Consider the following 26,885-nt stretch of genomic DNA (forward strand, 5'->3'; position numbering starts at 1 on the left):
AACACACCCATGTCCATCCTCATTTGCGGTTCCCTGGCGTTTGACACCATCATGACCTTCGAGGGTCGCTTCGCCGAGCAGATCCTGCCCAGCCAGTTGCACATCCTCAATGTGTCGTTCCTGGTGCCGGGCCTGCGTCGCGAGTACGGGGGGTGTGCGGGCAACATCGCCTACGGCCTGCGTCAGCTGGGTGCTCAGGCCGTGCCACTGGCCACGCTGGGCAGCGATGGGCAGGAGTACCTTGCGCGGCTCCAGTCGCTGGGGGTGGACACCCGGCATGTGTCCACGTCGGCCGACAGCTACACCGCCCAGGCCATGATCATGACCGACCGCGACAACAACCAGATCACCGCGTTCCACCCGGGGGCCATGTCCCAGGCGCACGAGAACCCGGTACCCCAGCGCGAGGACATCGCCCTGGCCATCATCGCGCCCGATGGCCGCGAGGCCATGCTGTCCCATGCCCGGCAACTGCATGCGGCGGGCGTGCCGTTTGTGTTTGACCCGGGGCAGGGGCTGCCCATGTTCAATGGGGAAGAGCTGACCCAGTTCATCGAGCTGGCCAGCTGGGTCGCGGTCAACGACTACGAGGCGCGGATGCTGTCGGACCGCACCGGGCTCACGCTGCAAGCGGTGGCGGCCAAGGTGCGCGGCCTCATCGTCACCCTGGGCGAACAGGGTTGCGAAGTCTGGAGCGACGGGCAGAAGACCGTTGTCCCCGGGGTGTCCGCGACCGAGGTGCTGGATCCCACCGGCTGTGGGGATGCGTTTCGGGCGGCCCTGCTGCACGGCCTGGAACAAGGCTGGTCATTGCAGCGTTGCGCCGAGCTGGGCAACCGCATGGGTGCCACCAAGATCGCCAGCCGCGGGGGACAGAACTACACGCTGCCGGCGGCCAACAACTGAACGTACAGGGTCCGCTGCGGCTCGTCGGGCGCTGTCGAGAGCGGACGTAAAAAAGCCCGACGCTTGCGCGTCGGGCTTGCCAAGTCATCGCCGCGAGGGCGATTTCAGGGCTTGCTGGACGTCGGAAACGGCCAGGCAGCCTGTGGGTTGAGCTTGGTTTGGGCCGCAGGGGCAGCTGGGGCTGCCGGCGTTTTAGCCGGCTCAGCTTTTTTTGCGGGGGCTGCCTTCTTGGCCGGAGCTGCGGCTTTCTTGGCAGGAGCTGCCTTCTTCGCAGGAGCTGCCTTCTTCGCAGGAGCTGCCTTCTTCGCAGGAGCAGCCTTCTTCGCAGGTGCAGCCTTCTTCGCAGGAGCTGCCTTCTTCGCAGGAGCTGCCTTCTTCGCAGGCGCTGCCTTCTTCGCAGGCGCTGCCTTCTTCGCAGGCGCTGCCTTCTTCGCAGGTGCAGCCTTCTTCGCAGGTGCAGCCTTCTTCGCAGGTGCAGCCTTCTTCGCAGGTGCTGCCTTCTTCGCAGGCGCTGCCTTCTTCGCAGGTGCTGCCTTCTTCGCAGGTGCTGCCTTCTTCGCAGGTGCTGCCTTCTTCGCAGGTGCTGCCTTCTTCGCAGGTGCGGCGGCCTTCTTGGCCGGGGCGGCTTTTTTAGCCGGGGCTTTTTTCGCAGTTGCCATTGTTTTCTCCTTGATCAAGTTGCAAAGAGCACTTCATCCGATCTTGATGCCGGTGAAGTGATTCAGCGCCTTGGGGTCGTGTGGATGCATCCACGGCTGGCCCCAAGGAGTTGAATCCTGTGACAAAGTCCTCCCCGCGGTGCCGAGGCATCGGGAAGAGGACTTTGAATGCTTGAAACGCATGTGATGGTTTGTCGGTGTGCAACGCGTGGCCCCGGGCCTGGGAACATCAGTCCCAGGAGAGCGCCCCGCCGGACTGGTACTCGATCACGCGGGTCTCGAAGAAATTGCGCTCCTTCTTGAGGTCGATCATTTCGCTCATCCAGGGGAACGGGTTCTCTTCGTTCGGGAACATGGGCTCCAGGCCGATCTGCGTGGCGCGCCGGTTGGCGATGTAGCGCAGGTAGCCCTTGAACATGGAAGCGTTGAGGCCCAGCACGCCGCGCGGCATGGTGTCTTCGGCGTAGCGGTATTCGAGCTCCACGGCCTTGATGAACAAGGCCTTGATCTCGGCCTTGAATTCCGGCGTCCACAGCATCGGATTTTCCAGCTTGATCGCGTTGATCAGGTCGATGCCGAAATTGCAGTGCATGGACTCGTCGCGCAGGATGTACTGGTACTGCTCAGCGGCACCCGTCATCTTGTTCTGGCGACCGAGCGCGAGAATCTGTGTGAACCCGACGTAGAAGAACAGGCCTTCCATGAGACAGGCAAACACGATCAGGCTCTTGAGCAGGGTCTGGTCGTCCTTCTCTGTGCCGGTCTTGAACGCCGGGTCCATGATCGCTTCGATGAAGGGGATCAGGAACTCGTCCTTGTCTCGGATCGACTGGACCTCGTTGTAGGCGTTGAAGATCTCGGACTCGTCCAGACCCAGCGACTCCACGATGTACTGGTAGGCGTGGGTGTGGATGGCCTCTTCAAACGCCTGGCGCAGCAGGAATTGGCGGCACTCGGGCGCCGTGATGTGGCGGTAGGTGCCCAGCACGATGTTGTTGGCGGCCAGCGAATCGGCGGTCACGAAGAAGCCGAGGTTGCGCTTGACGATGCGGCGCTCGTCTTCGGTCAGACCATTGGGATCTTTCCAGAGCGCGATGTCGCGGCTCATGTTCACTTCCTGCGGCATCCAGTGGTTGGCGCAGGTGGCGAGGTATTTTTCCCAGGCCCACTTGTACTTGAACGGCACGAGCTGGTTGACGTCGGTCTTGCCGTTGATGATGCGCTTGTCGGCCACGTTGATGCGGCGCGCGCCTGGCGTGCCTGCGCTGGCGGAAGAAGAGAGGGGGGCGTCAGACAGTGACACTGGCACACCCGGCATGCTGGTTGCCAGGGGAAGAGGTGCGGGCTTCGATGAGGGAGTGACTTGTTCGTCCCAGGTCAACATATGTGTGTCCAATTCTGCGGATTATCGAAGTGTCGGCATGAAATGCAAAGGACTCATGCGCGACGGGTGTGCTTTGTGTTGCGGTGTCGCATCGAACGCGCGAGCTTCGACACCACAACACATTGGCACGGACGGGTTCACATCACTGACAGGCTTCACAACCGGGGTCGTCGATGGCGCAGAACTTGATGTCGGTGGCGGGCTCCACCATCGCTTCACTGGTCGCGACCGGCGCACCCAAAGCGGTGTCGTTGCTGGTCATCGAAACGGCGTTGAGTTGACCCGTGCGACCGGTCGATTTTTCGACCTGGGTCGCCGATGTGGTGCGCAGGTAGTAGGTGGTCTTGAGACCACGCAGCCATGCGAGCTTGTAGGTGTCATCGAGCTTCTTGCCCGAGGCGCCGGCCATGTAGATGTTCAGGCTCTGTGCCTGGTCGATCCATTTCTGGCGCCGCGCGGCGGCTTCCACCAGCCACAGCGGTTCCACTTCGAACGCGGTGGCGTAGAGCGCCTTCACTTCTTGTGGCACGCGGTCGATGGGGCGCAAGGAACCGTCGAAGTGCTTGAGGTCCATGACCATCACGTCGTCCCACAGGCCCAGGCGCTTGAGGTCTTTCACAAGGTAGCTGTTGATGACGGTGAACTCGCCCGAGAGGTTGGACTTCACCGAGAGGTTGCCGAAGCAGGGTTCGATGGAGGCGTCCACACCGATGATGTTGGAGATGGTCGCGGTCGGTGCGATGGCCACACAGTTGGAGTTGCGCATGCCGTCCTGCGCGATCTTCTGGCGCAGCGCGTCCCAGTCCAGGCTGCTGGAGCGGTCCACGTCCACATAGCCACCGCGCTCGCACGCCAGCAGGTCCAGCGTGTCGGGAGGCAGGATGCCCTGGTCCCACAGCGATCCCTTGAAGCTGCTGTAGCGACCGCGTTCGCGGGCGAGTTCGGTGGAGGCCCAGTACGCGTAGTAGCAAACGGCTTCCATGGATCGATCGGCGAACTCCACCGCCTCGTTGGAGGCGTACGGGATGCGCAGCTCGTACAGGGCGTCCTGGAAGCCCATGACACCCAGGCCCACCGGGCGATGGCGCATGTTGGAGTCGCGTGCCTTCTTGACCGCGTAGTAGTTGATGTCGATCACGTTGTCGAGCATGCGCATCGCGGTCTTGATCGTGCGCTGCAGCTTGTCGTGGTCCAGCTGACGGGAGCCTTCGGTGGACCCGCTCTTGACGTGGTTGAGCAGGTTGACCGAACCCAGGTTGCAGACGGCGGTTTCGGTGTCGCTGGTGTTGAGCGTGATCTCGGTGCAGAGGTTGGAGCTGTGCACCACGCCGGTCTGCTGCTGTGGCGAGCGCACATTGCAGGCGTCCTTGAAGGTGATCCAGGGGTGGCCGGTTTCGAACAGCATCGAGAGCATCTTGCGCCACAGGTCGGTGGCGGGCAGCTTGCGGTAGGGCTTGATCTCGCCGCGCGCGGCCTTCTCTTCGTAGGCCACATAGGCGCGCTCGAAGTCGGCGCCAAAGCGGTCGTGCAGGTCGGGCACGTCGTTGGGCGAGAACAGGCTCCACTCGCCCTTTTCCATCACGCGCTTCATGAACAGATCGGGGATCCAGTTCGCCGTGTTCATGTCGTGCGTGCGGCGGCGGTCGTCGCCGGTGTTCTTGCGCAGCTCCAGAAATTCTTCGATATCCAGGTGCCAGGTTTCCAGGTAGGTGCAGACCGCGCCCTTGCGCTTGCCACCCTGGTTCACCGCGACGGCGGTGTCGTTGACGACCTTGAGGAAGGGCACGACCCCCTGGGATTCGCCGTTGGTGCCCTTGATGTGGCTGCCCAGGGCGCGCACGCGGGTCCAGTCGTTGCCCAGGCCGCCGGCGAACTTGGAGAGCAGCGCGTTTTCCTTGATGGATTCGTAGATGCCATCGAGGTCGTCGGGCACGGTGGTCAGGTAGCAGCTGGAGAGCTGCGAGCGCAGCGTACCGCTGTTGAACAGGGTGGGCGTGGACGACATGAAGTCGAACGAGGACAGCACCTCGTAGAACTCGATGGCGCGCGCTTCGCGGTCGATCTCATTGAGCGACAGACCCATGGCCACGCGCATGAAGAAAGCCTGTGGCAGTTCGATACGGCTCTTGCGCACATGCAGGAAGTAGCGGTCGTACAGGGTCTGCAGGCCGAGGTAGTCGAACTGCAGATCGCGCTCGGGCTTGAGCGCGGCACCCAGGCGGGCCAGGTCGAACTGCTGCAGCCGCTCGTCGAGCAGTTCGTTCTGCACACCTTTCTTGATGAACTGCGGGAAGTAGTCGGCGTAGCGTGCGCCCATGTCGCTGGAGGGCACTTCTTCGCCGATCACTTCCTTCACGATGGTGTGCAGCAGCAGGCGCGCGGTGGCGTAGGTGTAGTCGGGGTCTTTTTCGATCAGGGTGCGCGCGGCCAGGATGGAGGCCTTGTAGACCTCTTCGATCGGCACGCCGTCGTACAGGTTGCGCTTGGTCTCGGCGACGATGGGGTCGGCCTTGACGTCTTTGCCCAGGCCCTTGCACGCGTCTTCGATCAGGTGTTGCAGGCGGTTCAGGTCTAGGGGGACCCGCTGGCCGCCATCCATCACGTGCAGCAGGGCTTCGGCGGGTTTGGCTTCCTCGGCCTGGTGGGCACGTTCCTGGGTGCGGCGCTCTCGGTACAGCACGTAGGCGCGGGCGACTTCGTGGTGACCGCTGCGCATCAGGCCGAGCTCCACGTGGTCTTGCACGTCTTCGATGTGGAAGGTGCCGCCGCCCGGGCGCGAACGCATCAGCGCGCGCACCACCGTCTGCGTCAGCGCGTCCACGGTTTCGCGCACGCTGGCCGATGCAGCGCCCTGGGTGCCGTGCACCGCCAGGAAAGCTTTCATCAGGGCCACGGCGATCTTGCTGGGCTCGAAGGGGACGACCGCGCCATTGCGGCGAATGATCTGGTAGTTGGCGAAAACCGGGCTGGCGGTGGCATGCGCCGCGGTGCCGAAGGCGCCAGCGGCGGGTGCGGCAGAAGCGGTGCTCAAAGGGGAGTGGGATTGGGCTGTCAGCATGGGTCCTCTTTCATTTGTTGTTGGTGGCCTGCCCCGGTGCCGTGCGGCTGGGCAGGTGTTGGGCGGGCCGGTTTCAGGGCCGTGTCGGGCGGTGTGCGGAGGCTGCGGACCGGGGTCGGCGTGCCACGGCAGAAGGCCGTCAGCGTGAAATGCGCTGGTGCCGCGAAAGCACAGGGCACACTATATCTGGTGTGTCGGTGCCATTCAAGCCACTACCGGTAGCGTTTGAAAAAAAATATGGGTGCACCCGATTGGGGCTTTTCGGTGGGCGAAAAAACGCCCGAGAGCCCACTTGCCTGTCGCCGGTTCCATGGTCCGGAACGCCCCGGATTTTCTGGAACCTTGTTGGGAGAACCCAGTGATTTCGAACCCTCTGGGCGGATTCGGGTCTGAAAGCCGCGTCGATGCGGGCGGTGAAGAATCGGCTGCGGTTGCCGATGCGCGGGCGGCTCAATCGTCGGCGGTGAAAACCCGGTCTGTGTCTTCGGGAAAACACCGACGTGGCCAACCCAGGCCCCGCCGCAGCTGCGACCAGTCAAAGCCCGGCCCCGGGTCCTGCTTGCGTCCGGGCGCAATGTGCTCGTGGCCCGCCACATGGGCCACCGGATAACGTGTGCGCAGGCTGGCACACAAGCGGATCAGCGCGAGGTACTGCGCCGTCTCGAAGCGGTCGCCCTCCAGGCCCTCGAGCTCGATGCCGATGGAGTCGTCGTTGCAGTTGTCGCGTCCCCGCCAGCACGACGCGCCGGCGTGCCAGGCGCGGGCGCCGGCGTCGACGAACTGCACCAGCTCGCCATCGCGCCGGATGAAGAAATGCGAGGACACTTCCATGCCCCGGATCTGTTCGAAGTAGGGATGGGCTTGCCAGTCGAGCTGGTTGGTGAAGAGCTGTTCCACCTCGGGGCCGCCATAGACGCCGGGGGGCAGGCTGATGGAGTGGATGACGATCAGGTCGATGTGTGCGCCGTGGGGGCGTGGCCCGAAATTGGGCGAGGGGCAATGCCGGGCCGCATCCAGCCAGCCGCCGTTCCAGTGCCAGCGGGGGGCTGCGTGCCTGGTTTCAGCCCGCATCGTTGTCGTCCGAGGGCATGGCAATGCCGAGCCGCTGGATGCGGTAGCGCATCTGGCGCAGGTTGAGCCCCAGCCGGGCCGCCGCGGCGGTGCGGTTGTAGTCGGTTTCCTTGAGGGCCTGGAGCAGCACCTGGCGCTCCTGCTGGTCCAGGTAGGTCTGCAGATCGGCCGGAATGCCGGGGCACGGCGGAGGGGCCGCTGTGTCGGCGTCGGTCGGTGGCAAGGGCTCGATGCTGGCCGGGATCGTGTCCAGTACGGTGTCGCCGAAGTCGTCGGGCTCGATGGTGTGGCCGCTGCTCAGCGCCAGGGCGCGCTGCAGCAGGTTTTCGAGCTCGCGCACATTGCCCGGCAGGTCCCGCGACTGAAGCCATTGCAGCGCCGCGCCGGACAATCCGGGCACGGCTTGCCCGGTCTCGTTGCAGATGCGTTGCAGCAGCGCGTGGGCCAGCTCGGGCAGGTCTTCGCGTCGGTCGCGCAGCGCGGGGGTGCGCAGTTCGATCACGTTGAGCCGGTAGAACAGGTCTTGCCGGAATTCCCCGGTCTTGACCAGCGCACCGAGATCGCGGTGGGTGGCACTGACCAGACGCACGTCCACCGCCTCGTCCTGCACGCCGCCGAGCGGGCGCACGCGCCGTTCCTGGATCACGCGCAGCAGCTTGGCCTGCATGGCCAGCGGGAGATCGCCGATCTCGTCGAGAAACAGGGTGCCGCCCTTGGCCGCCTGGAAGTAGCCTTCGCGGTCTTGCGTGGCGCCGGTGTAGGCGCCCTTGCGCACGCCGAAGAACTCGGCCTCGATCAGACTTTCCGGGATGGCGCCGCAGTTGACCGCGACGAGCGGGCCCGCGGCGCGGTGGCTGCATTCGTGCACCGCGCGCGCCACCAGTTCCTTGCCCGTGCCCGACTCGCCCAGGATCAATACCGGGGCCATGCTGGTGGCCACCTTTTCAATGCGGCCCTTGATCTGCGCGATGCTGGGCGCGTCGCCCACGATGCGCGTCAGGGCGCGCACGCCATCGGGCGGCGGTGGGGCGCTGCGCAGCTCGGCGATGGACGACGCGATCGCCGCGCGCGGACCGTCGGTTGGGGTGCGTTGCTGCAGCACCGCGGGCACATGGCGCTGGCTTTGCAGCGCGGCCAACACCGCGGCGCGCAGCTGCTTGAGATCAACCGGTTTGGTCAGGTAGTCGAACGCGCCGGTCTTGAGCGCTTCCACGGCGTTTTCGGCCGAACCGTAGGCGGTGATGACGATGCACCTTTCGGTGCGCTGGCTGGTGCTGAGTTCTCGCAGCAGCTCCAGGCCCAGGCCGTCGGGCAGGCGCATGTCGGTGATGAGCACATCAAACCGCTGCTGGGCCAGCCATTCGCGGGCCTGGGCCAGGTCCTGGGCCGAGACCACCTGGTGGCCTTCGCGCAGCAGTGTCAGCTCGTATAGCGTGCGCAGATCGGGCTCGTCGTCGACGACCAACACGGAGGCGGTGACGGGGGTGGGGGTGGGCATCTTGTGGCTCGGGCGTCAGCGGGGCGAACGGGGCAGATCACCCGGCAGGAGCGAGCCGGGGCGCGTGAGGCTGGGGATCGAGTCGCCTGGGGGGTACGAGAGGCTTTGCTGGACCGGTTGGCGTGGCGCGTTGGCCGACGACGCCATGAGCACGTAGAACTCGTTGCCTTCGCGCTGGTCCAGCCGGCTGCGCTGGTAGGCGATCTGGGCGCCATACCGTTCGCACAGCTCGCGGCAGATGTAGAGACCCAGACCGCTGGAACGGCTCTCGGAGGAGAAGAACGGTTCGAACAGGTGGCGCAGCACGCCGGCTTCCAGCGGTGCGCCATCGCTCCAGACCGACAGACGGATGCGGTCGTTTCCGCTGGGCTGGGTGATGACACGGATCGACGACGCGGTGCGGCTGGCGTGGTGCAGCGCGTTGTCGAGCAGGTTGATCAGCAGGCGGCGCAGGTGCTCGGGGTCGAAGCCGACGTGGGCCGTGGCTGCGTGGGTGTGTACCCCGAGCACGCGCTGGGCCTGGTTCTGCCGGATCCATTCGTGCGTGATCTGTCGCACCGTGTGGTCCAGCGGCAGCACCGGGGGGGCGCCATCGCCCCGGGTGGGCTGGACGCGTGCGACGTTGAGAATGTCGTCCACGATGCGCGAAAGCCGTTGCGCGTTCTGTTCGATCATGCGGGTGAGCCGTTTCTGTCCGGGTTCCTGCACTTCTTCGTCCAGCAGCGCGTTGGCTTGGGTGATGGCCGATAGCGGGTTGCGGATCTCGTGCGCCACGGCGGCCGACATGCGGCCCATGGAGGCCAGTTTTTCGGTGCGCACCTGGGCCTCGACCTCGCGCAGGTCTTCGAGAAACAGCACGCACAGCCCGGCGCGACGCCCGCCCTGCGCACTGGTCAACCGTGTGCGCGCGAACAGCCGGTGGGTGGTGAGCTCATCAAGGTCGATGCGGACTTCCGACTCCATCGGATGTCCGACCGCAAAGGTTTCGCTCACCAGGTTGGCCAGCCCTTCCCAAGCCGGCCGGGCCGAGAGCAGCAGCTTGGCGCCACGTGGGTAGTCCTCGCCCATCAGCATGAACTGGGCGGCCGGGTTGGCGTTGCGCACCACACTGTGCGGATCGACCACCAGCACACCTTCGCTCAGGCTCTCGATCACGAGTTCGTTGACCTGCGCCTGCGTGCGCGCAGCGGCCTGGCTGCTCAAGGCCAGGGCTTCCTCGCGCGCCAGGCGCAGCGCCAGCTGGTTGGCCAGCACCGCCACCAGGAAGAAGCCGGTGCCGGTCAGGCCCGACTGCAGGAAGCGCGAGGTGGACACCTCGCTGAGTACCGTGGCACTCAGGGCGGCCTCGCCCAGCATGTACAGCGTGATGCTGGCCGCGGTCGCCAGTGCCAGCGTCAAGGACCCGAGGATGGCGGCCAGCAGCACCGGCAGCGCAAACAGCGGCGTGTAGTTGATGCCGCCTTGCTGGAAGTGCTGCAGCAGGGCGAAGGCCAGCAGATCGACGCCGATGGTCAGCAGCCACTGGAACTGGAAGGGTTTGCCCAGCTCGGTCGGGTGCGACCAGATCAGCACCGCCAGGGTGGCGCTCAGGTGCACGGCGCAGACCAGGATGAGCCAGTCGGGGCCGCCTGAGCCGGTGACCACCACGAAGACCTGCAGCGCCAGCAGCACCACCGCGATGAACACCCGCGCCCGCATGAAGGCGCGCCAGAGCCGGAAGAAGGCGTGTTGCCGCTTTTCGCGGTTGTGCGCGCTGTTGCCCTCGAAGGCGGAAAACCAGGAGGGCGCAAACTGGGAGGTGACGTCCCTGGCCATGTCAGTGGACGGTGTGGGGCGTCACCGCGACGCCCCCTCGTGCTGCTGGCGGTGTTCGGGGCAGCAATACGCGCCCAATCGGCCGGTGAGCGCTTCGCTTTCGGGCAGGTGCGTGCCACAGTGCTGGCACGCCACCATGACCATCGGCGTGCGTGACGCACGGGGTTGGGGGGGCTTGGGCGAAGTGCCCTCGTCCGGCCCGATCTGGCGGTTGTTGCGCCAGATCCAGAAGGCCACGACCAGCACGGCCAGAACGAGCAGGAATTTCATGGACAGATACCCGTTCAGGTCCGTGACAACACGACTTCGAGCACGAAGCGCGATCCGACGTAGCCCAGCAGCAGAAAGCCCGCGGCCAGGTACAGCGTGCGCACGGCGACGCGCCCGCGCCAGCCCAAGCGCCAGCGGCCCCACAGCAGCACCCCCATGGTCAGCCAGGAAAGCACGGAAAACACGGTCTTGTGGTCCCAGGTCCAACGGTGGTTGAGCGTCTCGGAAAACCACCCGCCCGCCAGCAGCGTGGCGCTGAGCAGGGCAAAACCGGCGGCCACGAAACGGAACGTCAGCCGCTCCAGCGTCAGCAGCGGCACGGGGGTCTCGGTGGCGGCGCCACTGCGCATCGATTTTTCCGCCCGCTGCATCAACCAGGCGTGCACCACCGCGGCGCCGATCAGGCCGTAGGAGGCGATGCCCAGGGCCCAGTGCAGTGGCAACCAGTTCGAGCGCAGGGCCGGGTAGGGGGAGCCGGGAAACACCAGGGCGAGCAACACGGCGAGGGTTCCCAGCACGGCCAGCGTCCAGCGCGCCCGCAGTTCGGGGTACAGGCGGCTCTCGATCAGGTAGACCGTGAGCACCAGCCAGGCGGTGACGGAGAGTGCCGGCGCAAAGCCGAAACGCACCGGTTGTTCGAGCAGGCCCGAGGCCAGCACCAGCAGGTGCAGCAGCCAGGCCGTGGCCAGCACGAAACGGGTCTGCCCCGGCGTCATGCGGGGGTGCGCCCAGGCCAGGACGGCATACGACAGCGCCGCCACGGCCGAGAGCAGCGCAGCGGGGGGATTCGTCGCAAGGGCGGGCAGCAGGTTCATTGGGTCGGCGTCGGACGCAACGTGTGGGCGCAGGGCGCAGCTAAAATCAGCACCACAGTTTAACGGCCTTGCCCGCAGCAGCCCCGAGGGGCTGCGGCCCACCCCCCAGACACGCAGACCCCGCGGCCCGAGCCCGCAGCCTGCGCCACGGCGGCCTTTTTCACCACCCGAGCGCACCATGGCATCAGCCCTCTCCGACCGTCTCTCACGCATCGTCAAGGAAATGCGCGGCCAGGCCCGCATCACCGAGGCCAATGTCACCGACATGCTGCGCGAGGTGCGCATGGCCCTGCTGGAGGCCGACGTGGCCCTGCCCGTGGTGCGCGACTTCATCGCCCGCGTGAAGGAAAAAGCGCTGGGCCAGGAGGTGGTGGGCTCGCTCACGCCGGGCCAGGTGCTGGTGAGCGTGGTCAACCGCGAGCTCGCGGCCACCATGGGCGACGGCGTGGCTGACATCAACCTCGCGGCGCAGCCGCCCGCTGTCATCCTGATGGCCGGCCTGCAGGGTGCCGGTAAAACCACCACCACCGCCAAGCTGGCCAAGCACCTGATCGAGAAGCGCAAGAAGAAGGTGCTCACGGTCTCGGGCGACGTCTACCGCCCTGCCGCGATCGAGCAGCTCAAGACCGTGACCGCGCAGGCCGGGGCCGAGTGGTTTCCCAGCACGCCCGATCAGAAGCCGGTGGACATTGCGCGCGCCGCCATCGACTACGCGCGCAAGCACTATTTCGATGTGCTGCTGGTGGACACGGCCGGCCGCCTCGCCATCGACGAAGCGCTGATGCGCGAGATCCAGGAGCTGCACGCGGTGCTAAAGCCGGTGGAGACCCTGTTCGTGGTGGACGCGATGCAGGGCCAGGACGCGATCAACACCGCCAAGGCCTTCAGCGCCGCGCTGCCGCTGACCGGCATCGTGCTCACCAAGCTCGACGGCGACTCGCGCGGAGGCGCGGCGCTGTCGGTGCGGCAGGTGACGGGGGCGCCGATCAAGTTTGCCGGCGTGTCCGAAAAGCTCGATGGCCTGGAGGTGTTCGACGCCGAGCGCCACGCCGGGCGCATCCTGGGCATGGGCGACATCCTCGCGCTGGTGGAGCAGGTCACGGCTGGGGTCGACATGGCCGCGGCCCAGAAGCTGGCGGCCAAGGTCAAGAGCGGGGAAGGCTTCGATCTGAACGACTTCCTGGACCAGATCCGCCAGATGAAGCAGATGGGCGGACTCTCCAGTTTCATGGACAAGCTGCCCAGCGCGATGGCGGCCAAGGCCAGCGAGGCCGATCTGAGCCGTGCCGAAAAGGACATCAAGCGCAAGGAAGGCATCATCTGCAGCATGACGCTCAAGGAGCGCAGCCGCCCCGAGATCATCAAGGCCACGCGCAAGCGCCGCATCGCCGCCGGTGCGGGCGTGCATGTGCAGGAGGTCAACCGGCTGCTCAAGGAATTCGAGCAGATGCAGGGCATGATGAAAAAGATGAAGGGTGGCGGCCTCATGAAGATGATGAAGCGCATGGGCGGCATGAAAGGCATGCCCAAGTTGCCCGGCATGGGTTGATCGAAGTCAAACCCGATCATGGGGGCGCGGCCCATACTCGCGCCGCATGTTGTTTGCCCTAGAACTGTCGCTGGCCCTCCTGTCCCTGGGTGTGGCCCTGTGGCTGCGGCCCTGGCGCATGCTCCGCGGGCCCTTGCTGACACCTGCGCTGGCCGCGGTGGCGCTGTTGCCCTGGCTCTGGCTGCTGCCGCAGAAAATGCCTCAGGGTCTGCAGGTGCAGCTCTCGGGCGCCTGTCTGCTGGTGCTCATGCTGGGTTGGCCGTTGGCGGTGCTGGTGCTGGCGCTGGTGGCGCTGGCGGTGGGTCTGATCGGTCAGTCGGGTCTTGCCGCGACGCTCTCCCAGTGGGTCTGGATCGGGCTGGTGCCGGCCACGCTCGCGTTGGGCATTGGCGCGGTGCTGCGTCGCTGGTTGCCACCCAACCCCTTCGTCTACACCCTGGGCCGAGGTTTTCTGGGCACCGCCGCCGCCATGTTTCTGGCGGGCATGGTGCGGGAGTTCGGTTACCGCCTGGCCGGCGGTGTGGCGCTGGAGCAGGCGCTGGTCGCGCGCTGGCTCATGGCCTGGGGCGATGCCTTCCTCACCGGCATGTTCACCGCGATCTTCGTGGCCTTTGTGCCGAGCTGGCTGGCCACCTGGTCCGATGAGCGCTACCTGAAGCCGCCTCCTGAATGAAATGAAACACCCCGCAGCGCTTCACGCGGCGGGGTGTTTCATTCAAGCCGCGGCCAGCCGGCTGGCGTGGCGCCAGGCGCGGCGCAACACCGCTGGGGACCAGGACTCTTCCGGGATCAACAGCACGCCGCGCGAACGCATCCAGGTGCCCAGGTCCACGTGGCTGGTCGCCACGGTCAGCGGCACCGACAGCAGCAGCGGCAGGGCCACGGGGGCGAGCCAGATCAGCGCCTCGGCGTTGATGGCGGCGACACCCAGGGCCAGCAGGCCGATCACGGCGCTCATGGGGGCCAGACGCACCGTGGCGTCGCGCCAGGTCACGCCGGCCGCTTCGCGCGGGGGCGACTTCCATTCCAGCTTCAGGCCGGTGATCGCCACCAGCACGAACAGCGAATGCGCCAGCATGCGGATGGGCGCCTGCAGCAGGGCCAGCAGGGTTTCCACCGCGGCGCTGCCCAGCAGGCCGGCGGCCCCGCCAAAGGACCTCTGCTCGCCCTTGAGGAACACCGCCAGCAGGCCCAGCACACGCGGCAGGAACAGCATGGACAGGGTCCAGGCCCACAGGCCACGCAGTTCGGCCGGCACGGCGTGCCAGAGCGACGGCGCGCTGGAGTCCGACATCCACAGCGCGGTGCCGAAGGTCAGGAAGGCCAGCCACAGCGGCGCCGACAGGTAGGACATGGCGCCAATGGCGAACATGGTGCGGTGCACGCGGTGGATGCCGGGCTCGGCCATCAGGCGGGCGTTCTGCAGGTTGCCCTGGCACCAGCGACGGTCGCGCTGCAGCTCGCTCAGCAGGTCGGGCGGCTGCTGTTCGTAGCTGCCGGTGAGGTCGGAGACCAGCCAGACGTGGTAGCCGGCGCGGCGCATCAGCGCGGCTTCCACGAAGTCGTGGCTCATGATGCCGCCGGACATGCCGCCCGTGCCCTTGATCGGGGCCAGCGCGCAGTGCCGCATGAAGGGTTCGACGCGGATGATGGCGTTGTGGCCCCAGTAGTGGGACTCACCCAGTTGCCAGAACTGCATGCCCAGCGTGAACAGGCGGCCGGTCACGCGCGAGGCGAACTGCTGCGCCCGTGCGTGCAGGGTGGCGTGGCCGATGGCCTGCGTGGCCGTCTGCACGATGCCCGCGCGGGGGTTGGCTTCCATCAGCTTGACCATGGAGACCAGGCAGCTGCCGCTCATGACGCTGTCGGCGTCGAGCACCACCATGTAGCGGTAGTCCTTGCCCCAGCGGCGGCAGAAGTCGGCCACGTTGCCGGCCTTGCGGTGGGTGCGGCGCGTGCGCAGGCGGTAGTACACCTCGATCTGCGGCAGGTCGGGCTGGGCGGCGAGTGCGGCGCGCAGGTCTTCCCAGGCGCCGCGTTCGGCCGCGGCGATGGCCGGGTCGTAGCTGTCGGAGAGCACGAACACGTCGAACTGTCGCGCGTGGCCGGTGCCGGCGAGCGATTCGCAGGTGGCGCGCAGACCGGCGAACACGGTGGACACGTCTTCGTTACAGATCGGCATGATGATCGCCGTGCGCGCGTCGGGGTTCATGGGGTGGTGTCGCACCGTGGCGGCCGAGAGCGTGTGGGCGTCGCCGCGCAGCGAGACCCAGAAGCCCATCAGTGCGGTCACGAAGCCCGTGACCACCCAGGCCGAAAGCACCACGAACAACACCAGCTGGCCGGTCTGCAGCCAGGTGTTCTCGTGCACGGGCTGGGCGTCGGCGAACAGGCTGGCCGCCAGCGCCGTGCTCAGCACGGTGAGCAGCACGAACACGCCGCGGCGCAGGTTGGCGGCCCGTTCCCAGGCCATGGGGGCGGGGGCCTCCACGGCCGGCGTGGCGGGCGTGCGCGGGGGCAGCACGCTGCTGGCCGCGCTCAGCAGGGCCGTGCCGATGCTGTTCCAGAACCCCCGCCAGGGGCGCGGCACCATGGAGCCACGGTTGATCGGTGGCGCGGTGACGGCGTTCGGGTGGCGTTCCTCGCGCAGCAGGCTGCGCGCCGACGGTGTGGCGCTCATTCGGGAAGCAGTAGATGTGTCCATGTTTCGCTCACGGTGTCGTTGTTGTGTTGGAGAAAGGCGCGCAGCTCGACCGGCTGGGCCGGGTCGATGCGCTGCACGCGCAGGGTCACGCGCCAGCTGCGCGTGGCGGGGTTGGGGTAGGCCAGCTGTTCGAGCACCCGGCCGTTGGCGTTGCTGCTCACCACGGCGCGCACCGGCGCGTCGGCGGGCAGGGCGTCCAGGGCGGGGCCGGCGAAGTCGATCACGTACTGCGGCTGGCCGATCTGCTCGGCCGCGCTGAGCTTGGTGTAGCCGTAGCCGCGGCGGGTCTGCGTGACCCAGGACGAGGGTGGGCGCTGCTGCGTCTCGCCCTGCCAGTGCAGTTCGTAGGCCCATTCCAGCGGTTGCCCGGGCGCGGGCAGGCGGGCCGGCACCCAGTACGCCACGATGTTGTCGTGTGTCTCGTCGGGCGTGGGCAGTTGCATCAGTTCGACCCGGCCGGGGCCCCAGTCACCCAGGGGTTTGACCCAGGCGCTGGGGCGGCGCTCGTAGCGGGCCTCCACGTCCTGGAAGCTGGCGAAGTTGCGGTCGCGCTGCATCAGGCCGAAGCCGCGCGGGTTGCTCATGGTGAAGGAGCTCACCGCCGGCGACTTGGGGCGCTGCAGCGGGCGCCAGAGCCACTCGCCCTCGCCCGTGACCATCATCAGGCCGTCGGAGTCGTGCACCTCGGGGCGGAAGTCGCCGGGCATGGGCTGGTTTTCACCCGAGAGGAACATACTGGTCAGCGGCGCCAGACCCAGCGTGGCCACCGGGCCCGCACCCTGGCGCAGGAACACCCGGGCGGTCACGGTGGTGACGGTTTCCGTGCCCGGGCGCACCACGAAGCGGTAGGCACCGGTGCTGCGCGGCGATTCCAACAGCGCGTAGATCGTCAGTTCCTTGGCGTCTGGCGTCGGGCGCACCAGCCAGAACTCGGTGAAACGCGGGAACTCCTCGCCGCTGCCGCCCACCGTGTCGATGGCCAGGCCGCGGGCCGACAGGCCGTACTGCTGGTCCATACCCAGGGCGCGGAAGTAGCTCGCGCCCTGGAACACGATCAGTTCGTCCTTGTAGGCGGTCGAATTCAGCGGGTAGTGCACGCGAAAACCGGCGTGGCCGAGGTCGCCCCAGGCCTTGGTGTCGAGGGTGTTGTGGCCGAAGTGGAAGTCTTCGCTGCGGTAGGGCAGGTGACGCACCGTGCCGTCGGGCGCGATTTCGTGGATGCGCACCGGGGCGGTCTGGTACAGGCCGAGGTGGAAATACTGGGCCTCGAAGGGCAATGCTTCGGCGCGCCAGGTTCCTCGGTCGGGCCGGAACCGGATGTCGCGCACCTGGTCGTAGTCCAGGGCGGCGAGGTCGGCGGGCAGCTTGTCGCCATTTGACTGAAAGGGTTTCTGGGCGCGGGTCTGGGCCAACACGGTCAGGCTGTCCCAGTTGATGCGTTGGGCATGGGCGCAAGCCCCGGCCAGCATGAACAACAGGGCGCCCAGGGTGTTGCGCGCGCTCAGGCGTCGACGGGTGGGAATCGGGTGAATATCCAGGGGCATGCCTGAATAAGGGCAAACCCTGTGCCAGCCTGAGAAAATCCTTTTAAATCAAAGGCTTGTTCTCTGGGTGGTGATTTTTGGGGCCTGAACGGGTCTCCGAAGCGATCCAAACCCCGGGTTTTTGTCGCCGTTCGGCGACAGCTTCCCTCTGTTGATGGAAAAACTCCAGGGAAAACAAGGACTTGCAGCTGTCACTCATCGGCGACAGCATCACCGCCGGAACCCGCGGACCCGGGCGCCGCGTCGCTCTTGAACAGGCCGGGCGTGAGGGCGTGTTTCTGCAGCAGGCGGTAGAACTCGGTGCGGTTGCGTTGCGCCAGGCGGGCCGCGTCGGCCACGTTTCCGTCGGTCATCTTGAGCAGCCCCACCAGGTATTCGCGCTCGAAGCGCTGTTTGGCGTCGGCAAAACTCAGCACCTCCACCGAGGGCGTGCGCAGCGCGCGCTGCACCAGAGCCAGCGAGACCAGGGGCGTGGTGGACAGGGCACAGACCTGCTCGACCACGTTGTAGAGCTGGCGCACATTGCCGGGCCAGGCCGCCATGGTGAGCGCCTTGAGGGCCTCGGGCGCGAAGCCCGAGCTGCGCTTGCCGTATTTGGCGGCCAGCTTGGCCAGGAAATGGTTGGCCAGCAGGGCGATGTCCTCGCGCCGCTCGGCCAGCGTGGGCAGGGTCAGCGTCACCACGTTGAGGCGGTAATACAGGTCTTCGCGAAACTGGGCCGAGGCCATGGCGACTTCCAGGTCGCGGTGGGTGGCCGAAATGATGCGCACGTTCACCGGCACCGACTGGCTCGACCCCAGGGGGCGCACCGCGCGTTCCTGCAGCACGCGCAGCAGCTTGACCTGCAGGGCGGGAGGCATGTCCCCGATCTCGTCGAGCAGCAGGGTGCCGCCGTCGGCGGCCTGGAACAGGCCCTTGTGGTTGGCCACGGCGTCGGTGAAGGCGCCCTTGACGTGCCCGAACAGCTCGGATTCGAGCAGGGCCTCGGGAATGGCGCCGCAGTTGACCGCGATGAACGGCTTGTTCGCGCGTGGGCTGGCCCGGTGGATGGCGCGCGCCAGCATTTCCTTGCCGGTGCCCGAGTCGCCGCGCAGCAGCACGCTGGCGTCGGACTGCGCCACCATGCGGGCCTCGGCCAGCAGGTCGGCCATGCGGTTGGAGCGGCTCACGATCTCGCTGCGCCAGGCCTCGTCAGCGAGCGAACTCGGGCTGGCCGGGGCGCCCAGCGCCAGCGCCTGGGCGATCTTGTCCAGCAGCTCTTTCGCGTCGTAGGGTTTGGTGAGGTAGGTGAACACGCCGCGCGCGGTGGCTTCCACCGCGTCGGGAATGGTGCCGTGCGCGGTCAGCAGGATGACCGGCAGCGACGGGTGGCGGGCGCGGATTTCGTCGAACAGCGCCAGGCCGTCGCGCCCGGGCAGGCGCACGTCGGAGAGCACGAGCTGAGGGCGTTCGATGTCGAGCTGGGCGAGCGCGGCCTCGGCCGAGCCGACCGAGGTGACCTGGTAGCCCGCCGACCCCAGCCGCATGGCCAGCAGCCGCAGCATGTCGGCGTCGTCGTCCACCACGAGCAGCCGCGCGCGCGGTGTGGCATGGCGGCCAGGCTCCTGGCTCACTGGACCACCCTCCGTGCTGCGCACTGCGGGGCTGAGCGTATTCGGAACAGCCAGGCGGCGCTCATGGCGCGGCGGGGCGGCTGCCCGGAGGGGGTGGTGGGGGGCGCGTGGTCAGGCTGCGCTCGATCGCGCGCATGGCCTCCAGGCGTTCGTTGAGCTGCTCGATGCGGCGCTGGCTGTCGCGCAGATGCTGGCCCTGGCGCTCCACCGTGTCCTCCAGCCGGCGCAGGTCCTGCAGGCGTGCGGCGAGCAGGCGGGCCAGGGGCTTGAGCGGCGTGCTTTCGGGCGAGTTCTGGTTGACGACCCGTTGCAGCAGGCCCAGCGCACGGGCGGTGTCCACGGCTTGGTGCGTGTGCATCAGGGCCAGCGCCAGCTGCATCTGGCGCGGGGCCGATGCGCCCGGATCGGCCAGCGCGGCGATCTCGCCCGCCACTTCGGCGGCATTCATGGAGCGCAGGCGCTCGGTGTAGACCAGCAGCGAGGCCAGCGTGTCGGATTCGGCGGCGGTGCTGGTGCACAGCCCGGTCTGCGGAGCCGGTGGCGAATCCACCGTGGGCACCGCCGGCGCGGCGCAAACCCGCTCGGGCGCGCCGGTGCTCAGCGGGGGCGTGGTCGGCGCAGGCACCGCGCTGGGGGGCGGCGTCGTGCCGCAGGCTCCGAGGCCCAGTGCGAGGGCGAAAGGCAGCCCATGGCGGCCCGCACCCGCGAGAAAACGGGTGTGGCCATTCGTGGGGCGGAAACGATCAGGTGGCATGGGGAAGCTCGATGCGGAAGTGGGCGCCGTTGCGGTAAGGCAGCAATTCGATGCGACCACCGTGGGCCAGAATGTACTCGTGCACGATGGACAGGCCGATGCCGGTGCCGCGCACGGCGTCCAGCGGCTGACGCTCGCCCCGGTAGAAGGGCTCGAAGATGCGGTCGCGGTCCACCTCCGCCACGCCGGGGCCCTGGTCGGCGATGTCGATCGAGGCCCGGCCCGGCAGGTCCAGCAGCCGCAGCTGGATACGCCCGCCGTGGGGCGAATAGCGGATGGCGTTGGACAGCAGGTTGCCCACCGCGGAGGCGATCTTTTCGCGGTCGATGTGCAGGAACACCGGCTCGCCCTCCACCTCCACCGTGAGCTGGTGGGCTTGCCAGTGCAGGCGCTGGGCGTCGACCTGGTCCTCCAACAGCACCAGCAGATTGGTGTGTTCCCGTTTGAGCTGGCGCGCTTCGAAGGCCGCCGCGTTGAAGCGCAGCAGGGCCTCGATCTGGTGCTGCAGCAACTGCGTGTTGTGCTGCAGGATGTTCACAACCTCGGCCTGGCTGGTGTTCAGCGCGCCGGCCACGCCGTCGCCCAGCACCGCCACGCCCTCGTGCAGCGAGGCCAGCGGTGTCTTGAGTTCGTGGGAGATGTGGCGCAGAAAGCGCGCCTTGTCGGCGTCGAGTTCGGTCAGACGCAGGCGCAGCCAGTCGAGCTGCTGGCTCACGCGGCGCACGTCCGACGGCCCCTGGATGTCGATCGGCGTGTCCAGCCGGTTCTCCCCCAGGCCGACGATGGCCTTCTCCAGCCGCTGGAATGGCCGCGCCAGCCAGACGCCAAAGGCCAGCGCCATCACCGCCGCCAGGCCGATGGAGCCCACCACCTGCTGGGTGAGCTGTTGGCGGCTGGTTTCGAAGCCGGCCTGCAGCGCGTCGTTGCGGTTGCCGATGATGGTCTGCACCTTTTGTGCGATCACCGTGCTGTGGCCGTCGAGCTCCCGAAAGGCCAGTGCCACGTCGCGCTCGCGCTCCAGTGCGGTCTCGGGCTCACCATCGAGCAGCCCCGCGATGTGGGTGAGCTGTTCGCGCCAGGGGGTCGAGAACTCGGGCGGCAGCTCGTTGTCTTCCAGCCGGTGCAGGATGTCCCGGGCGTTGCCCGCGGCCTCGTCGAAACGCTTGCGCAGCTGGTTGTCGCGCAGCACCAGCGACTGGCGCGCCGCGCGCTCCATGGTCAGGCTGCGTTCGCTCAGCGACTGCGCCGCCGTGGACAGGGCGATCGCCTGCGCCGCGCTCTCGCGGCTCTGAGCCATCAGGCTTTCGAGCGAAAACAGGGCCCGAAGGGCGGCCGCACCCAGCAGGGCGCCAATCAGCAGAAAGGCCACCAGCAGCAGTTGCTGGAATGAGAAGCGCAGCGTTTTCACGGCTGTGCGTGACCCATCTTGACCGGGCGCCCTGGGCGCCGCGGGGTGGTCATGCCACCTCGCCGCGCAGCGAGTGCGGGAAGGCTTCGGTGATGCGCAGGTCGATCATCTGGCCCACCAGACGTGCGGCGTTCGGACCGGCGTCGAAGTTCACCACCCGGTTGCACTCGGTGCGGCCCATGAGCTCGGGCGCCTCGGGGGTGGATTTGCGCGACGGGCCTTCGACCAGGATGCGCTGCACCGTGCCCTGGCGGCTGGCGCTGATGCGGCGCACGTTGTCCTCGATCGTGGCCTGCAGGTGCTGCAGGCGCTTGAGCTTCACGTCGTGCGGTGTGTCGTCGGGCAGGTTGGCCGCAGGCGTGCCCGGGCGCGGGCTGAAGATGAAGCTGAAGCTGGTGTCGAACCCCACGTCGGTGATGAGCTTCATCATCTTCTGGAAGTCGTCTTCGGTTTCGCCGGGGAAGCCGACGATGAAGTCGCTGCTCATGGCGATGTCGGGCCGGATCGCGCGCAGCTTGCGCACCGTGCTCTTGTATTCCATGGCCGTGTAGCCGCGTTTCATGGCCATGAGGATGCGGTCGCTGCCGTGTTGCACCGGCAGGTGCAGGTGGTTGGCGAGCTTGGGGATCTTGCCGTAGGCCTCGATCAGGCGCGGCGTGAACTCGTTGGGGTGGCTGGTGGTGTAGCGGATGCGCTCGATGCCGGGGATGTCGGCCACGTATTCGAGCAGCAGGGCGAAGTCGGCGATCTCGGCGGTGTCGCCCATCTTGCCGCGGTAGGCGTTAACGTTCTGGCCCAGCAGGTTGACCTCGCGCACGCCCTGGTCGGCCAGGCCGGCGATCTCCACCAGCACGTCCTCGAACGGCCGGCTCACCTCTTCACCGCGCGTGTAGGGCACCACGCAGTAGCTGCAGTATTTGGAGCAGCCTTCCATGATGGAGACGAAGGCGGACGCGCCGTCCACGCGCGCGGGCGGCAGGTGGTCGAACTTCTCGATCTCGGGAAAGCTGATGTCCACCTGCGGCAGCGACTGGCGCTCGCGCTGGTTCAGCAGCTCGGGCAGGCGGTGCAGGGTCTGCGGGCCGAACACCACGTCCACATAGGGCGCGCGCTTGATGATCTCGGCGCCTTCCTGGCTGGCGACGCAGCCCCCCACGCCGATCAGAACGCCTTTTTTCTTCAGGTGCTGTACGCGGCCGAGGTCGGAAAACACCTTTTCCTGCGCCTTCTCGCGCACCGAGCAGGTGTTGAACAGGATCAGGTCGGCTTCTTCGACGTCCTGGGTCTGCTCGTAGCCCTGGGCCGCGCCCAGCACGTCGGCCATCTTGTCCGAGTCGTACTCGTTCATCTGGCAGCCGAAGGTTTTGATGAAGACTTTTTTGCTCATGGGAATCGGGGCTCCGAAAGGGGCGTGCGGGCTCTGGCACACCGGTCGGTGGGGAGCGGGGGTGTCGGTGTGACGGCGGCGCTGGCGCTGGGGCGGGTCCGGGCGCGGACCCACGGGCTTCAGTTCTTGAGGTCGGCGGCCGTGGGTCGTTTTTCCTCGGCCTCGGCGGCGGTCAGGATCCAGACCTCGTGCACCAGGCCATGGGGCTCACGCAGGTAGTTCACGGTCAGTTCCTGCTTCACCAGCGAACCCGACATCACCAGCATGTTGTTGGTGCCGCGGATGCGCGCGCCGGGCGAGAGTTGCGCGGGCTGGCCGTCGAGCGTGATGACGGGCGGTTGTGCCACCACCATGACGCCGCGCAGGGCCTGGGGTGGGAACGGGCGCTGTCCGGCGGTCTGTGCCTGGGCGGCGCCGGCCCACAGGCCGAGCGTGAGCAGGCACAGGGCCAGCACCGTGGGGCGCCGGCTGGGGGCTGAGAGGGCATTGCAGCGGTTCATGGTGTAGATCCAGAGGCTGTGGGGCTGAAGCGGGGGGGCCAACCGGGGTTGGAAGGGCCGCATTGTCTCATGCGGCCCGAGCCGCCGCGAGTCCCTGTCGCCTGGGCCGGAGCCGCTCAAAGCACCGGTTTGTACATCAGGGCCACGTTGGGCGCCGGGATCTCGCAGGCCCAGCCGTGGTGCTCGGCCAGCCAGCGCAGCGTGGCCTCGCGGTAGAACACCACGTGGGTCGGGTCGCGCCGGTAGTGCCATTGGGCAAAACGCGCGTCATCGGTCTGGAAACGCGTCATCAGCCCGAGCCAGCCGCCGGGCCTGAGCAGGCGGTTCAGGCGGAGGAATTCGTCGGCCGGGTGGTGGAAGTGCTCGGCCACCTCGGTGCAGGTGATGAAGTCGTAGCGCTGTGCCAGCGCCCCGGCGTCCGGCTGGAAAAACGGGTCGTACAAGGCCACCGCGTGGCCGGCCTCGCGCAACATGCCGGCCAGCGCCGGGCCGGGGCCACAGCCATAGTCCAGGCCGCTCTGCGCCGGCGGCAGGCGCTGCAGCAGCGGGGTGGCCAGCTGTGCCAGATGGCGCCGGTAGCCCGGGTCCTGCGCATCGTTGTGGTGCCGCCGGTATTCGGCCAGCTCGGCCTCGGCGCTGGGTCGCTGGTCCGGTCGCACGAAGGTGCAGTGGCAGTGCTCGCAGCGCCGGTAGTGCCGCCCGCCGACTTCCAGGAACGCTCGGCTGCCGGGGGCTGTGCACACCGGGCACGGCAGGCTGGCCGGTTCGGTGTCGACCGGGGCCGGGCGTGTCGCGCGTTGGCCGGCGGGCGTCACTTCCAGCGCAGCGGCTCGATGTGCACGCTGCCCAGCGTGCTGCTGAGGGTGAGCGCGCCCTCCTGCACCGTGGCCTGCAGCTGCATGCTGCGCTCGGCCATGCCCGCCAGGGCGGGCGCCACTTCGGTGGGCAGGCGCCAGACCTGCAGCTTGTCCAGCCGGGTCAGCTTGGTTTCGATGCCGCGCCACCACACGTCGGCCGCCGGGCCGAAGGCGTAGACGAACACCGCGTCGGCCTTGCTGCAGGCCTTGGCCATGGGTTTGTCTTCGGGCTGGCCCACTTCGATCCAGATGCGCTTGCGGCCGGTGAAATCGGTCAGTGACACGTCCGGGTCGTCCGGGTCCGACAGACCGGCGCCGAAAGTCAGGGTGCCGTCGCCGTGGCAGGTGTCCTGCAGTTCGTGGGCGTGGATGGCCAGCGCCACCAGCCGCACCATCATGCGTTCGTCGGTCTCGCTCGGGTGGCGGGCCAGGGTGAGCGCATGGTCGGCGTAGTAGCCGTGGTCGATGTCGGCGATCTGCAGGTGCGCCTTGAAGATGGTGGATTTGATGGCCATGGGTGAGAAGGGTAACCCCGCGCTGCGCCTCCGCGCGGGTGGCGGCCCGGCAACGAAAAAAGCGGGTTCCGTTGCCGGAACCCGCTTCTGAAATGCTGGTGGCGATAGGTGGACTTGAACCACCGACATCAGCATTATGAATGCTGCGCTCTAACCAACTGAGCTATATCGCCAACGAGGTCGGCATTGTAGCCCAATTCGGAGCCCGAAAAATCGCCGGGGCGGGCCGCGTGCGCGGTCAGGCCGGTTTTTTCACATAGGACGAGCACCAGCCCTGGGCGGCGACCTGTTTGCCCGGGAACAGCGGGCAAGGTCCGGCGTCCGCGCCGGCCGTGCCCTGGTACAGCGCGCAGTTGGAGCAGGTCTGGTCGGCGGCGTGTTTGGGGTACTTGGTCTTGTCGGCACGGGCGGTGTCCACGACGTAGCCCAGTGCCACGGCCGCGGCGTCGGCCTCGTCGAGCATCGGGCCGGCCCCGGCTTCGGGCGGGGTGGCTGGTACGGGCTCCTCCTGGGGCGCCATCGGCGCTGCGGGAGGGGCGGCTGGCGCCGCCTCGGGCGTGGCGGCGGGTGGCGGCGTGGCCTGGTCCGAACAGGCCGCGGCCAGCACGGCTCCTGAAGCGGGAATCATGAACATGAATCGGCGGCGCGTGGTCATGGGGCATCTCCTTGTTGGGATCGGCCGGGATGCACGCCCCATGCTCAGACCCCATCGGTCATCGCTTGCCAAGGGCGTGGAGCCGAAGCTTCTTATAAGTCCATGCCGCCGGGCGGCTTGTTACAGCCTGTGTGATGCCCGACAAGACGCTCACTGGTGCCGGAACGCCGCCTTGCGCTTGTTCACGAACGCGTCCATGCCTTCCTTCTGGTCGTCGGTGGCGAACAGCGCGTGGAACATCCGGCGTTCGAACATCACGCCGTCGGCCAAGCCGCCCTCGAAGGCGCGGTTCACGCATTCCTTGGCGGCCATCACGCTGGGCTGCGAGAACTCGCAGATCATGAGCGCGGCGCCCAGGGCTTCGTCCATCAGCTTGTCCAGCGGCACCACGCGGCTCACCAGCCCGGCGCGCTCGGCTTCGGTGGCGTCCATCATGCGGCCGGTCAGGGCCATGTCCATGGCCTTGCTCTTGCCCACCGCGCGCGGCAGGCGCTGCGTGCCGCCGGCGCCGGGGATGATGCCCAGCTTGATCTCGGGCTGGCCGAATTTCGCGTTGTCGGCGGCGATGATGAAGTCGCACATCATGGCCAGCTCGCAGCCGCCGCCCAGCGCGAAGCCGCTCACCGCCGCGATCACCGGCTTGCGGATGCTGCGGATGGTTTCCCAGTTGCGGGTGATGTAGTCGCCCTTGTAGACGTCGGCGAAGCTGTACTTGGCCATGGCGCCGATGTCGGCACCGGCGGCGAAGGCCTTTTCGCTGCCGGTCACGATCATGCAGCCGATGGCTTCGTCGCCGTCAAACGCCTTGAGCGCGGCGCCCAGTTCGTTCATCAGCTGGTCGTTGAGCGCGTTGAGCTGCTTGGGGCGGTTCAGCGTGACGATGCCCACGCGGCCTTGCGTGCTTACGGTGATCAGTTCGGGGGTTGTGGTGTCGCTCATGGTGTTTCCTCGGGTGGTGTGTGATGATTGACGTAAACGTCAACTATAGCGGGCCGTCCGATGCCGGGCCATCCAAGGGAAAACATTAACCGACCGATGGGTCGGTTAATGGTAGATTGCCGTTCCAGGCCAACCACGAGCGCTGCGGAACGACGGCGCCAGGAGACAGACACCCATGAACATCCCCGCCGCGGGCAGCACCGTGCTCTATGAAGAGCGTGGCGCCGTCGCTCTGATCACCCTGAACCGCCCCGACGCTCTCAACAGCTTCACGCGCCAGATGCACCACGATCTGTGGGCCGCGCTGGACCGGGCGGAGGCCCATCCGCTCGTGCGCGCGCTGGTGCTCACCGGCGCCGGCCGCGGCTTCTGTGCCGGGGCCGACCTGGCCGAGTTCGATTTCGAGCCGGGGCCGGACCTCGTGAAACGCGCCGACCCCGGCCCGGTGATCGATCAGGCCTTCAACCCCACGGCGCGGCGCATCCAGTCGCTGCGCATGCCGGTGATCGCGGCGGTGAACGGCGTGGCTGCAGGGGCCGGCGCCTCGCTGGCCATGACCTGCGACATCGCCATCGCCGCGCCGGGCGCGAGCTTCATCCAGGCGTTCAGCAAGATCGGCCTGATCCCGGACGCGGGCGGCAGCTGGTTCCTGGTGGAGCGGCTGGGCCTGGCGCGCGCCATGGCGCTGGCCATGACGGGCGACAAGCTGCCCGCCGCCCAGGCGAAAGAGTGGGGAATGATCTGGGACGTGCAGGACGACCCGCTGGCCGCCGCCATGGCCCTGGCCGAAAAACTGGCCACGATGCCGACCAAGGCCCTCGTCGCCACCCGCGCCCTGTTGCGCGACGCCGGCACCCGCACACTGAACCAGCAGCTCGACGTGGAGCGCGACACCCAGTCGGCCCTGGGCGCCACGCACGACTACATCGAAGGCGTGATGGCGTTTCGCCAGAAGCGCCCGGCGCAATTCAAGGGGGAGTGAAT

General features: G+C 67.4%; 23 protein-coding genes and 1 tRNA gene. 4 read left to right on the forward strand and 20 right to left on the reverse strand.

The window, feature by feature from the left end:
• Nucleotides 1–9 precede the first annotated feature (9 nt).
• Nucleotides 10–906 carry a carbohydrate kinase family protein gene (locus KIH07_RS08480; protein ID WP_226491556.1) on the forward strand — a complete coding sequence of 299 codons (897 nt, stop codon included), beginning with the start codon at nucleotides 10–12 and terminating at the stop codon, nucleotides 904–906.
• Between the two features lie 104 nt (nucleotides 907–1,010).
• Here the strand turns inward: KIH07_RS08480 and KIH07_RS08485 are convergent, their stop codons facing one another.
• From KIH07_RS08485 to KIH07_RS08520, 8 genes are all read right to left on the reverse strand, one after another.
• Nucleotides 1,011–1,565, reverse strand: coding sequence for a histone (locus tag KIH07_RS08485; RefSeq protein ID WP_226494653.1), 555 nt, complete (start codon nucleotides 1,563–1,565; stop codon nucleotides 1,011–1,013).
• A 229-nt stretch (nucleotides 1,566–1,794) separates the two neighbouring features.
• Nucleotides 1,795–2,949 (reverse strand): ribonucleotide-diphosphate reductase subunit beta, encoded by a 1,155-nt coding sequence (locus KIH07_RS08490; RefSeq protein ID WP_226491557.1) that lies wholly within the window; start codon nucleotides 2,947–2,949, stop codon nucleotides 1,795–1,797.
• Between the two features lie 142 nt (nucleotides 2,950–3,091).
• Nucleotides 3,092–6,007: a ribonucleoside-diphosphate reductase subunit alpha gene (locus tag KIH07_RS08495; RefSeq protein WP_226491558.1), complete on the reverse strand. Its 2,916-nt coding sequence runs from the start codon at nucleotides 6,005–6,007 to the stop codon at nucleotides 3,092–3,094.
• A gap of 450 nt (nucleotides 6,008–6,457) precedes the next feature.
• Entirely contained in the window at nucleotides 6,458–7,078 is a 621-nt protein-coding gene (gene ampD, locus KIH07_RS08500) for a 1,6-anhydro-N-acetylmuramyl-L-alanine amidase AmpD (RefSeq protein ID WP_226491559.1), read from the reverse strand.
• A complete protein-coding gene (locus KIH07_RS08505) occupies nucleotides 7,068–8,576 on the reverse strand; it encodes a sigma-54-dependent transcriptional regulator (RefSeq protein WP_226491560.1) in 1,509 nt (502 codons plus the stop codon). The genes ampD and KIH07_RS08505 overlap by 11 nt, the downstream gene beginning before the upstream one ends.
• A gap of 15 nt (nucleotides 8,577–8,591) precedes the next feature.
• On the reverse strand, nucleotides 8,592–10,391 hold the full coding sequence (locus tag KIH07_RS08510; RefSeq protein ID WP_226491561.1) for a sensor histidine kinase: 1,800 nt from the start codon (nucleotides 10,389–10,391) through the stop codon (nucleotides 8,592–8,594).
• Nucleotides 10,392–10,412: 21 nt separating this feature from the next.
• Nucleotides 10,413–10,661 carry a PP0621 family protein gene (locus KIH07_RS08515; protein ID WP_226491562.1) on the reverse strand — a complete coding sequence of 83 codons (249 nt, stop codon included), beginning with the start codon at nucleotides 10,659–10,661 and terminating at the stop codon, nucleotides 10,413–10,415.
• A gap of 14 nt (nucleotides 10,662–10,675) precedes the next feature.
• On the reverse strand, nucleotides 10,676–11,476 hold the full coding sequence (locus tag KIH07_RS08520; protein WP_226491563.1) for an inner membrane protein YpjD: 801 nt from the start codon (nucleotides 11,474–11,476) through the stop codon (nucleotides 10,676–10,678).
• A gap of 178 nt (nucleotides 11,477–11,654) precedes the next feature.
• Between KIH07_RS08520 and ffh the strand changes: the two genes are divergently transcribed.
• Nucleotides 11,655–13,025, forward strand: coding sequence for a signal recognition particle protein (gene ffh, locus KIH07_RS08525; RefSeq protein ID WP_068167292.1), 1,371 nt, complete (start codon nucleotides 11,655–11,657; stop codon nucleotides 13,023–13,025).
• Nucleotides 13,026–13,071: 46 nt separating this feature from the next.
• Nucleotides 13,072–13,698 carry a hypothetical protein gene (locus KIH07_RS08530; protein WP_226491564.1) on the forward strand — a complete coding sequence of 209 codons (627 nt, stop codon included), beginning with the start codon at nucleotides 13,072–13,074 and terminating at the stop codon, nucleotides 13,696–13,698.
• Between the two features lie 42 nt (nucleotides 13,699–13,740).
• Here the strand turns inward: KIH07_RS08530 and mdoH are convergent, their stop codons facing one another.
• The 12 genes from mdoH to KIH07_RS08590 all read right to left on the reverse strand — a co-directional run bounded on the left by mdoH (nucleotide 13,741) and on the right by KIH07_RS08590 (nucleotide 25,901).
• Nucleotides 13,741–15,705: a glucans biosynthesis glucosyltransferase MdoH gene (mdoH, locus tag KIH07_RS08535; RefSeq protein WP_226491565.1), complete on the reverse strand. Its 1,965-nt coding sequence runs from the start codon at nucleotides 15,703–15,705 to the stop codon at nucleotides 13,741–13,743.
• Entirely contained in the window at nucleotides 15,702–17,273 is a 1,572-nt protein-coding gene (locus tag KIH07_RS08540; RefSeq protein WP_413465721.1) for a glucan biosynthesis protein G, read from the reverse strand. Before KIH07_RS08540 ends, mdoH begins: the two co-directional genes overlap by 4 nt.
• A gap of 191 nt (nucleotides 17,274–17,464) precedes the next feature.
• The gene (locus tag KIH07_RS08545; protein ID WP_226491566.1) at nucleotides 17,465–18,886 is read right to left on the reverse strand and encodes a sigma 54-interacting transcriptional regulator; all 1,422 of its coding nucleotides are present in this window, start codon (nucleotides 18,884–18,886) and stop codon (nucleotides 17,465–17,467) included.
• Between the two features lie 61 nt (nucleotides 18,887–18,947).
• Nucleotides 18,948–19,640: a hypothetical protein gene (locus KIH07_RS08550; RefSeq protein ID WP_226491567.1), complete on the reverse strand. Its 693-nt coding sequence runs from the start codon at nucleotides 19,638–19,640 to the stop codon at nucleotides 18,948–18,950.
• Complete coding sequence (locus tag KIH07_RS08555) at nucleotides 19,630–21,048, reverse strand: sensor histidine kinase (RefSeq protein WP_226491568.1); 1,419 nt, start codon at nucleotides 21,046–21,048, stop codon at nucleotides 19,630–19,632. Before KIH07_RS08555 ends, KIH07_RS08550 begins: the two co-directional genes overlap by 11 nt.
• 49 nt (nucleotides 21,049–21,097) lie before the next feature.
• Entirely contained in the window at nucleotides 21,098–22,435 is a 1,338-nt protein-coding gene (gene miaB, locus KIH07_RS08560) for a tRNA (N6-isopentenyl adenosine(37)-C2)-methylthiotransferase MiaB (RefSeq protein WP_226491569.1), read from the reverse strand.
• 119 nt (nucleotides 22,436–22,554) lie between these two features.
• Nucleotides 22,555–22,935 (reverse strand): hypothetical protein, encoded by a 381-nt coding sequence (locus tag KIH07_RS08565; protein WP_226491570.1) that lies wholly within the window; start codon nucleotides 22,933–22,935, stop codon nucleotides 22,555–22,557.
• 116 nt (nucleotides 22,936–23,051) lie between these two features.
• Nucleotides 23,052–23,678, reverse strand: a complete 627-nt coding sequence (locus KIH07_RS08570; RefSeq protein ID WP_226491571.1) for a class I SAM-dependent methyltransferase — start codon at nucleotides 23,676–23,678, stop codon at nucleotides 23,052–23,054.
• A 68-nt stretch (nucleotides 23,679–23,746) separates the two neighbouring features.
• Nucleotides 23,747–24,307: a YaeQ family protein gene (locus tag KIH07_RS08575; protein WP_226491572.1), complete on the reverse strand. Its 561-nt coding sequence runs from the start codon at nucleotides 24,305–24,307 to the stop codon at nucleotides 23,747–23,749.
• A 96-nt stretch (nucleotides 24,308–24,403) separates the two neighbouring features.
• Nucleotides 24,404–24,480: transfer RNA gene (locus KIH07_RS08580), tRNA-Met, on the reverse strand.
• Nucleotides 24,481–24,545: 65 nt separating this feature from the next.
• Entirely contained in the window at nucleotides 24,546–24,962 is a 417-nt protein-coding gene (locus tag KIH07_RS08585; RefSeq protein ID WP_413465722.1) for a high-potential iron-sulfur protein, read from the reverse strand.
• Nucleotides 24,963–25,112: 150 nt separating this feature from the next.
• Nucleotides 25,113–25,901: an enoyl-CoA hydratase gene (locus KIH07_RS08590; protein ID WP_226491573.1), complete on the reverse strand. Its 789-nt coding sequence runs from the start codon at nucleotides 25,899–25,901 to the stop codon at nucleotides 25,113–25,115.
• A 175-nt stretch (nucleotides 25,902–26,076) separates the two neighbouring features.
• Here KIH07_RS08590 and KIH07_RS08595 point away from each other — a divergent pair, with 175 nt between their 5' ends.
• Nucleotides 26,077–26,883, forward strand: coding sequence for an enoyl-CoA hydratase-related protein (locus tag KIH07_RS08595; protein ID WP_226491574.1), 807 nt, complete (start codon nucleotides 26,077–26,079; stop codon nucleotides 26,881–26,883).
• The last annotated feature ends 2 nt before the right edge of the window (nucleotides 26,884–26,885 follow it).

Origin of the sequence: Hydrogenophaga taeniospiralis (genome assembly GCF_020510445.1) — a bacterium.
Classification (GTDB): Bacteria; Pseudomonadota; Gammaproteobacteria; order Burkholderiales; family Burkholderiaceae_C; genus Hydrogenophaga.

What these genes read in the sequence shown, in the direction of transcription:
- KIH07_RS08480 (WP_226491556.1), top strand. Translation starts at nt 10, where the DNA reads ATGTCCATCCTCATTTGCGGTTCCCTGGCGTTTGACACCATCATGACC.
- KIH07_RS08485 (WP_226494653.1), bottom strand. Translation starts at nt 1,565, where the DNA reads ATGGCAACTGCGAAAAAAGCCCCGGCTAAAAAAGCCGCCCCGGCCAAG.
- KIH07_RS08490 (WP_226491557.1), bottom strand. Translation starts at nt 2,949, where the DNA reads ATGTTGACCTGGGACGAACAAGTCACTCCCTCATCGAAGCCCGCACCT.
- KIH07_RS08495 (WP_226491558.1), bottom strand. Translation starts at nt 6,007, where the DNA reads ATGCTGACAGCCCAATCCCACTCCCCTTTGAGCACCGCTTCTGCCGCA.
- ampD (WP_226491559.1), bottom strand. Translation starts at nt 7,078, where the DNA reads ATGCGGGCTGAAACCAGGCACGCAGCCCCCCGCTGGCACTGGAACGGC.
- KIH07_RS08505 (WP_226491560.1), bottom strand. Translation starts at nt 8,576, where the DNA reads ATGCCCACCCCCACCCCCGTCACCGCCTCCGTGTTGGTCGTCGACGAC.
- KIH07_RS08510 (WP_226491561.1), bottom strand. Translation starts at nt 10,391, where the DNA reads ATGGCCAGGGACGTCACCTCCCAGTTTGCGCCCTCCTGGTTTTCCGCC.
- KIH07_RS08515 (WP_226491562.1), bottom strand. Translation starts at nt 10,661, where the DNA reads ATGAAATTCCTGCTCGTTCTGGCCGTGCTGGTCGTGGCCTTCTGGATC.
- KIH07_RS08520 (WP_226491563.1), bottom strand. Translation starts at nt 11,476, where the DNA reads ATGAACCTGCTGCCCGCCCTTGCGACGAATCCCCCCGCTGCGCTGCTC.
- ffh (WP_068167292.1), top strand. Translation starts at nt 11,655, where the DNA reads ATGGCATCAGCCCTCTCCGACCGTCTCTCACGCATCGTCAAGGAAATG.
- KIH07_RS08530 (WP_226491564.1), top strand. Translation starts at nt 13,072, where the DNA reads ATGTTGTTTGCCCTAGAACTGTCGCTGGCCCTCCTGTCCCTGGGTGTG.
- mdoH (WP_226491565.1), bottom strand. Translation starts at nt 15,705, where the DNA reads ATGAGCGCCACACCGTCGGCGCGCAGCCTGCTGCGCGAGGAACGCCAC.
- KIH07_RS08540 (WP_413465721.1), bottom strand. Translation starts at nt 17,273, where the DNA reads ATGCCCCTGGATATTCACCCGATTCCCACCCGTCGACGCCTGAGCGCG.
- KIH07_RS08550 (WP_226491567.1), bottom strand. Translation starts at nt 19,640, where the DNA reads ATGCCACCTGATCGTTTCCGCCCCACGAATGGCCACACCCGTTTTCTC.
- miaB (WP_226491569.1), bottom strand. Translation starts at nt 22,435, where the DNA reads ATGAGCAAAAAAGTCTTCATCAAAACCTTCGGCTGCCAGATGAACGAG.
- KIH07_RS08565 (WP_226491570.1), bottom strand. Translation starts at nt 22,935, where the DNA reads ATGAACCGCTGCAATGCCCTCTCAGCCCCCAGCCGGCGCCCCACGGTG.
- KIH07_RS08575 (WP_226491572.1), bottom strand. Translation starts at nt 24,307, where the DNA reads ATGGCCATCAAATCCACCATCTTCAAGGCGCACCTGCAGATCGCCGAC.
- KIH07_RS08585 (WP_413465722.1), bottom strand. Translation starts at nt 24,962, where the DNA reads ATGACCACGCGCCGCCGATTCATGTTCATGATTCCCGCTTCAGGAGCC.
- KIH07_RS08590 (WP_226491573.1), bottom strand. Translation starts at nt 25,901, where the DNA reads ATGAGCGACACCACAACCCCCGAACTGATCACCGTAAGCACGCAAGGC.
- KIH07_RS08595 (WP_226491574.1), top strand. Translation starts at nt 26,077, where the DNA reads ATGAACATCCCCGCCGCGGGCAGCACCGTGCTCTATGAAGAGCGTGGC.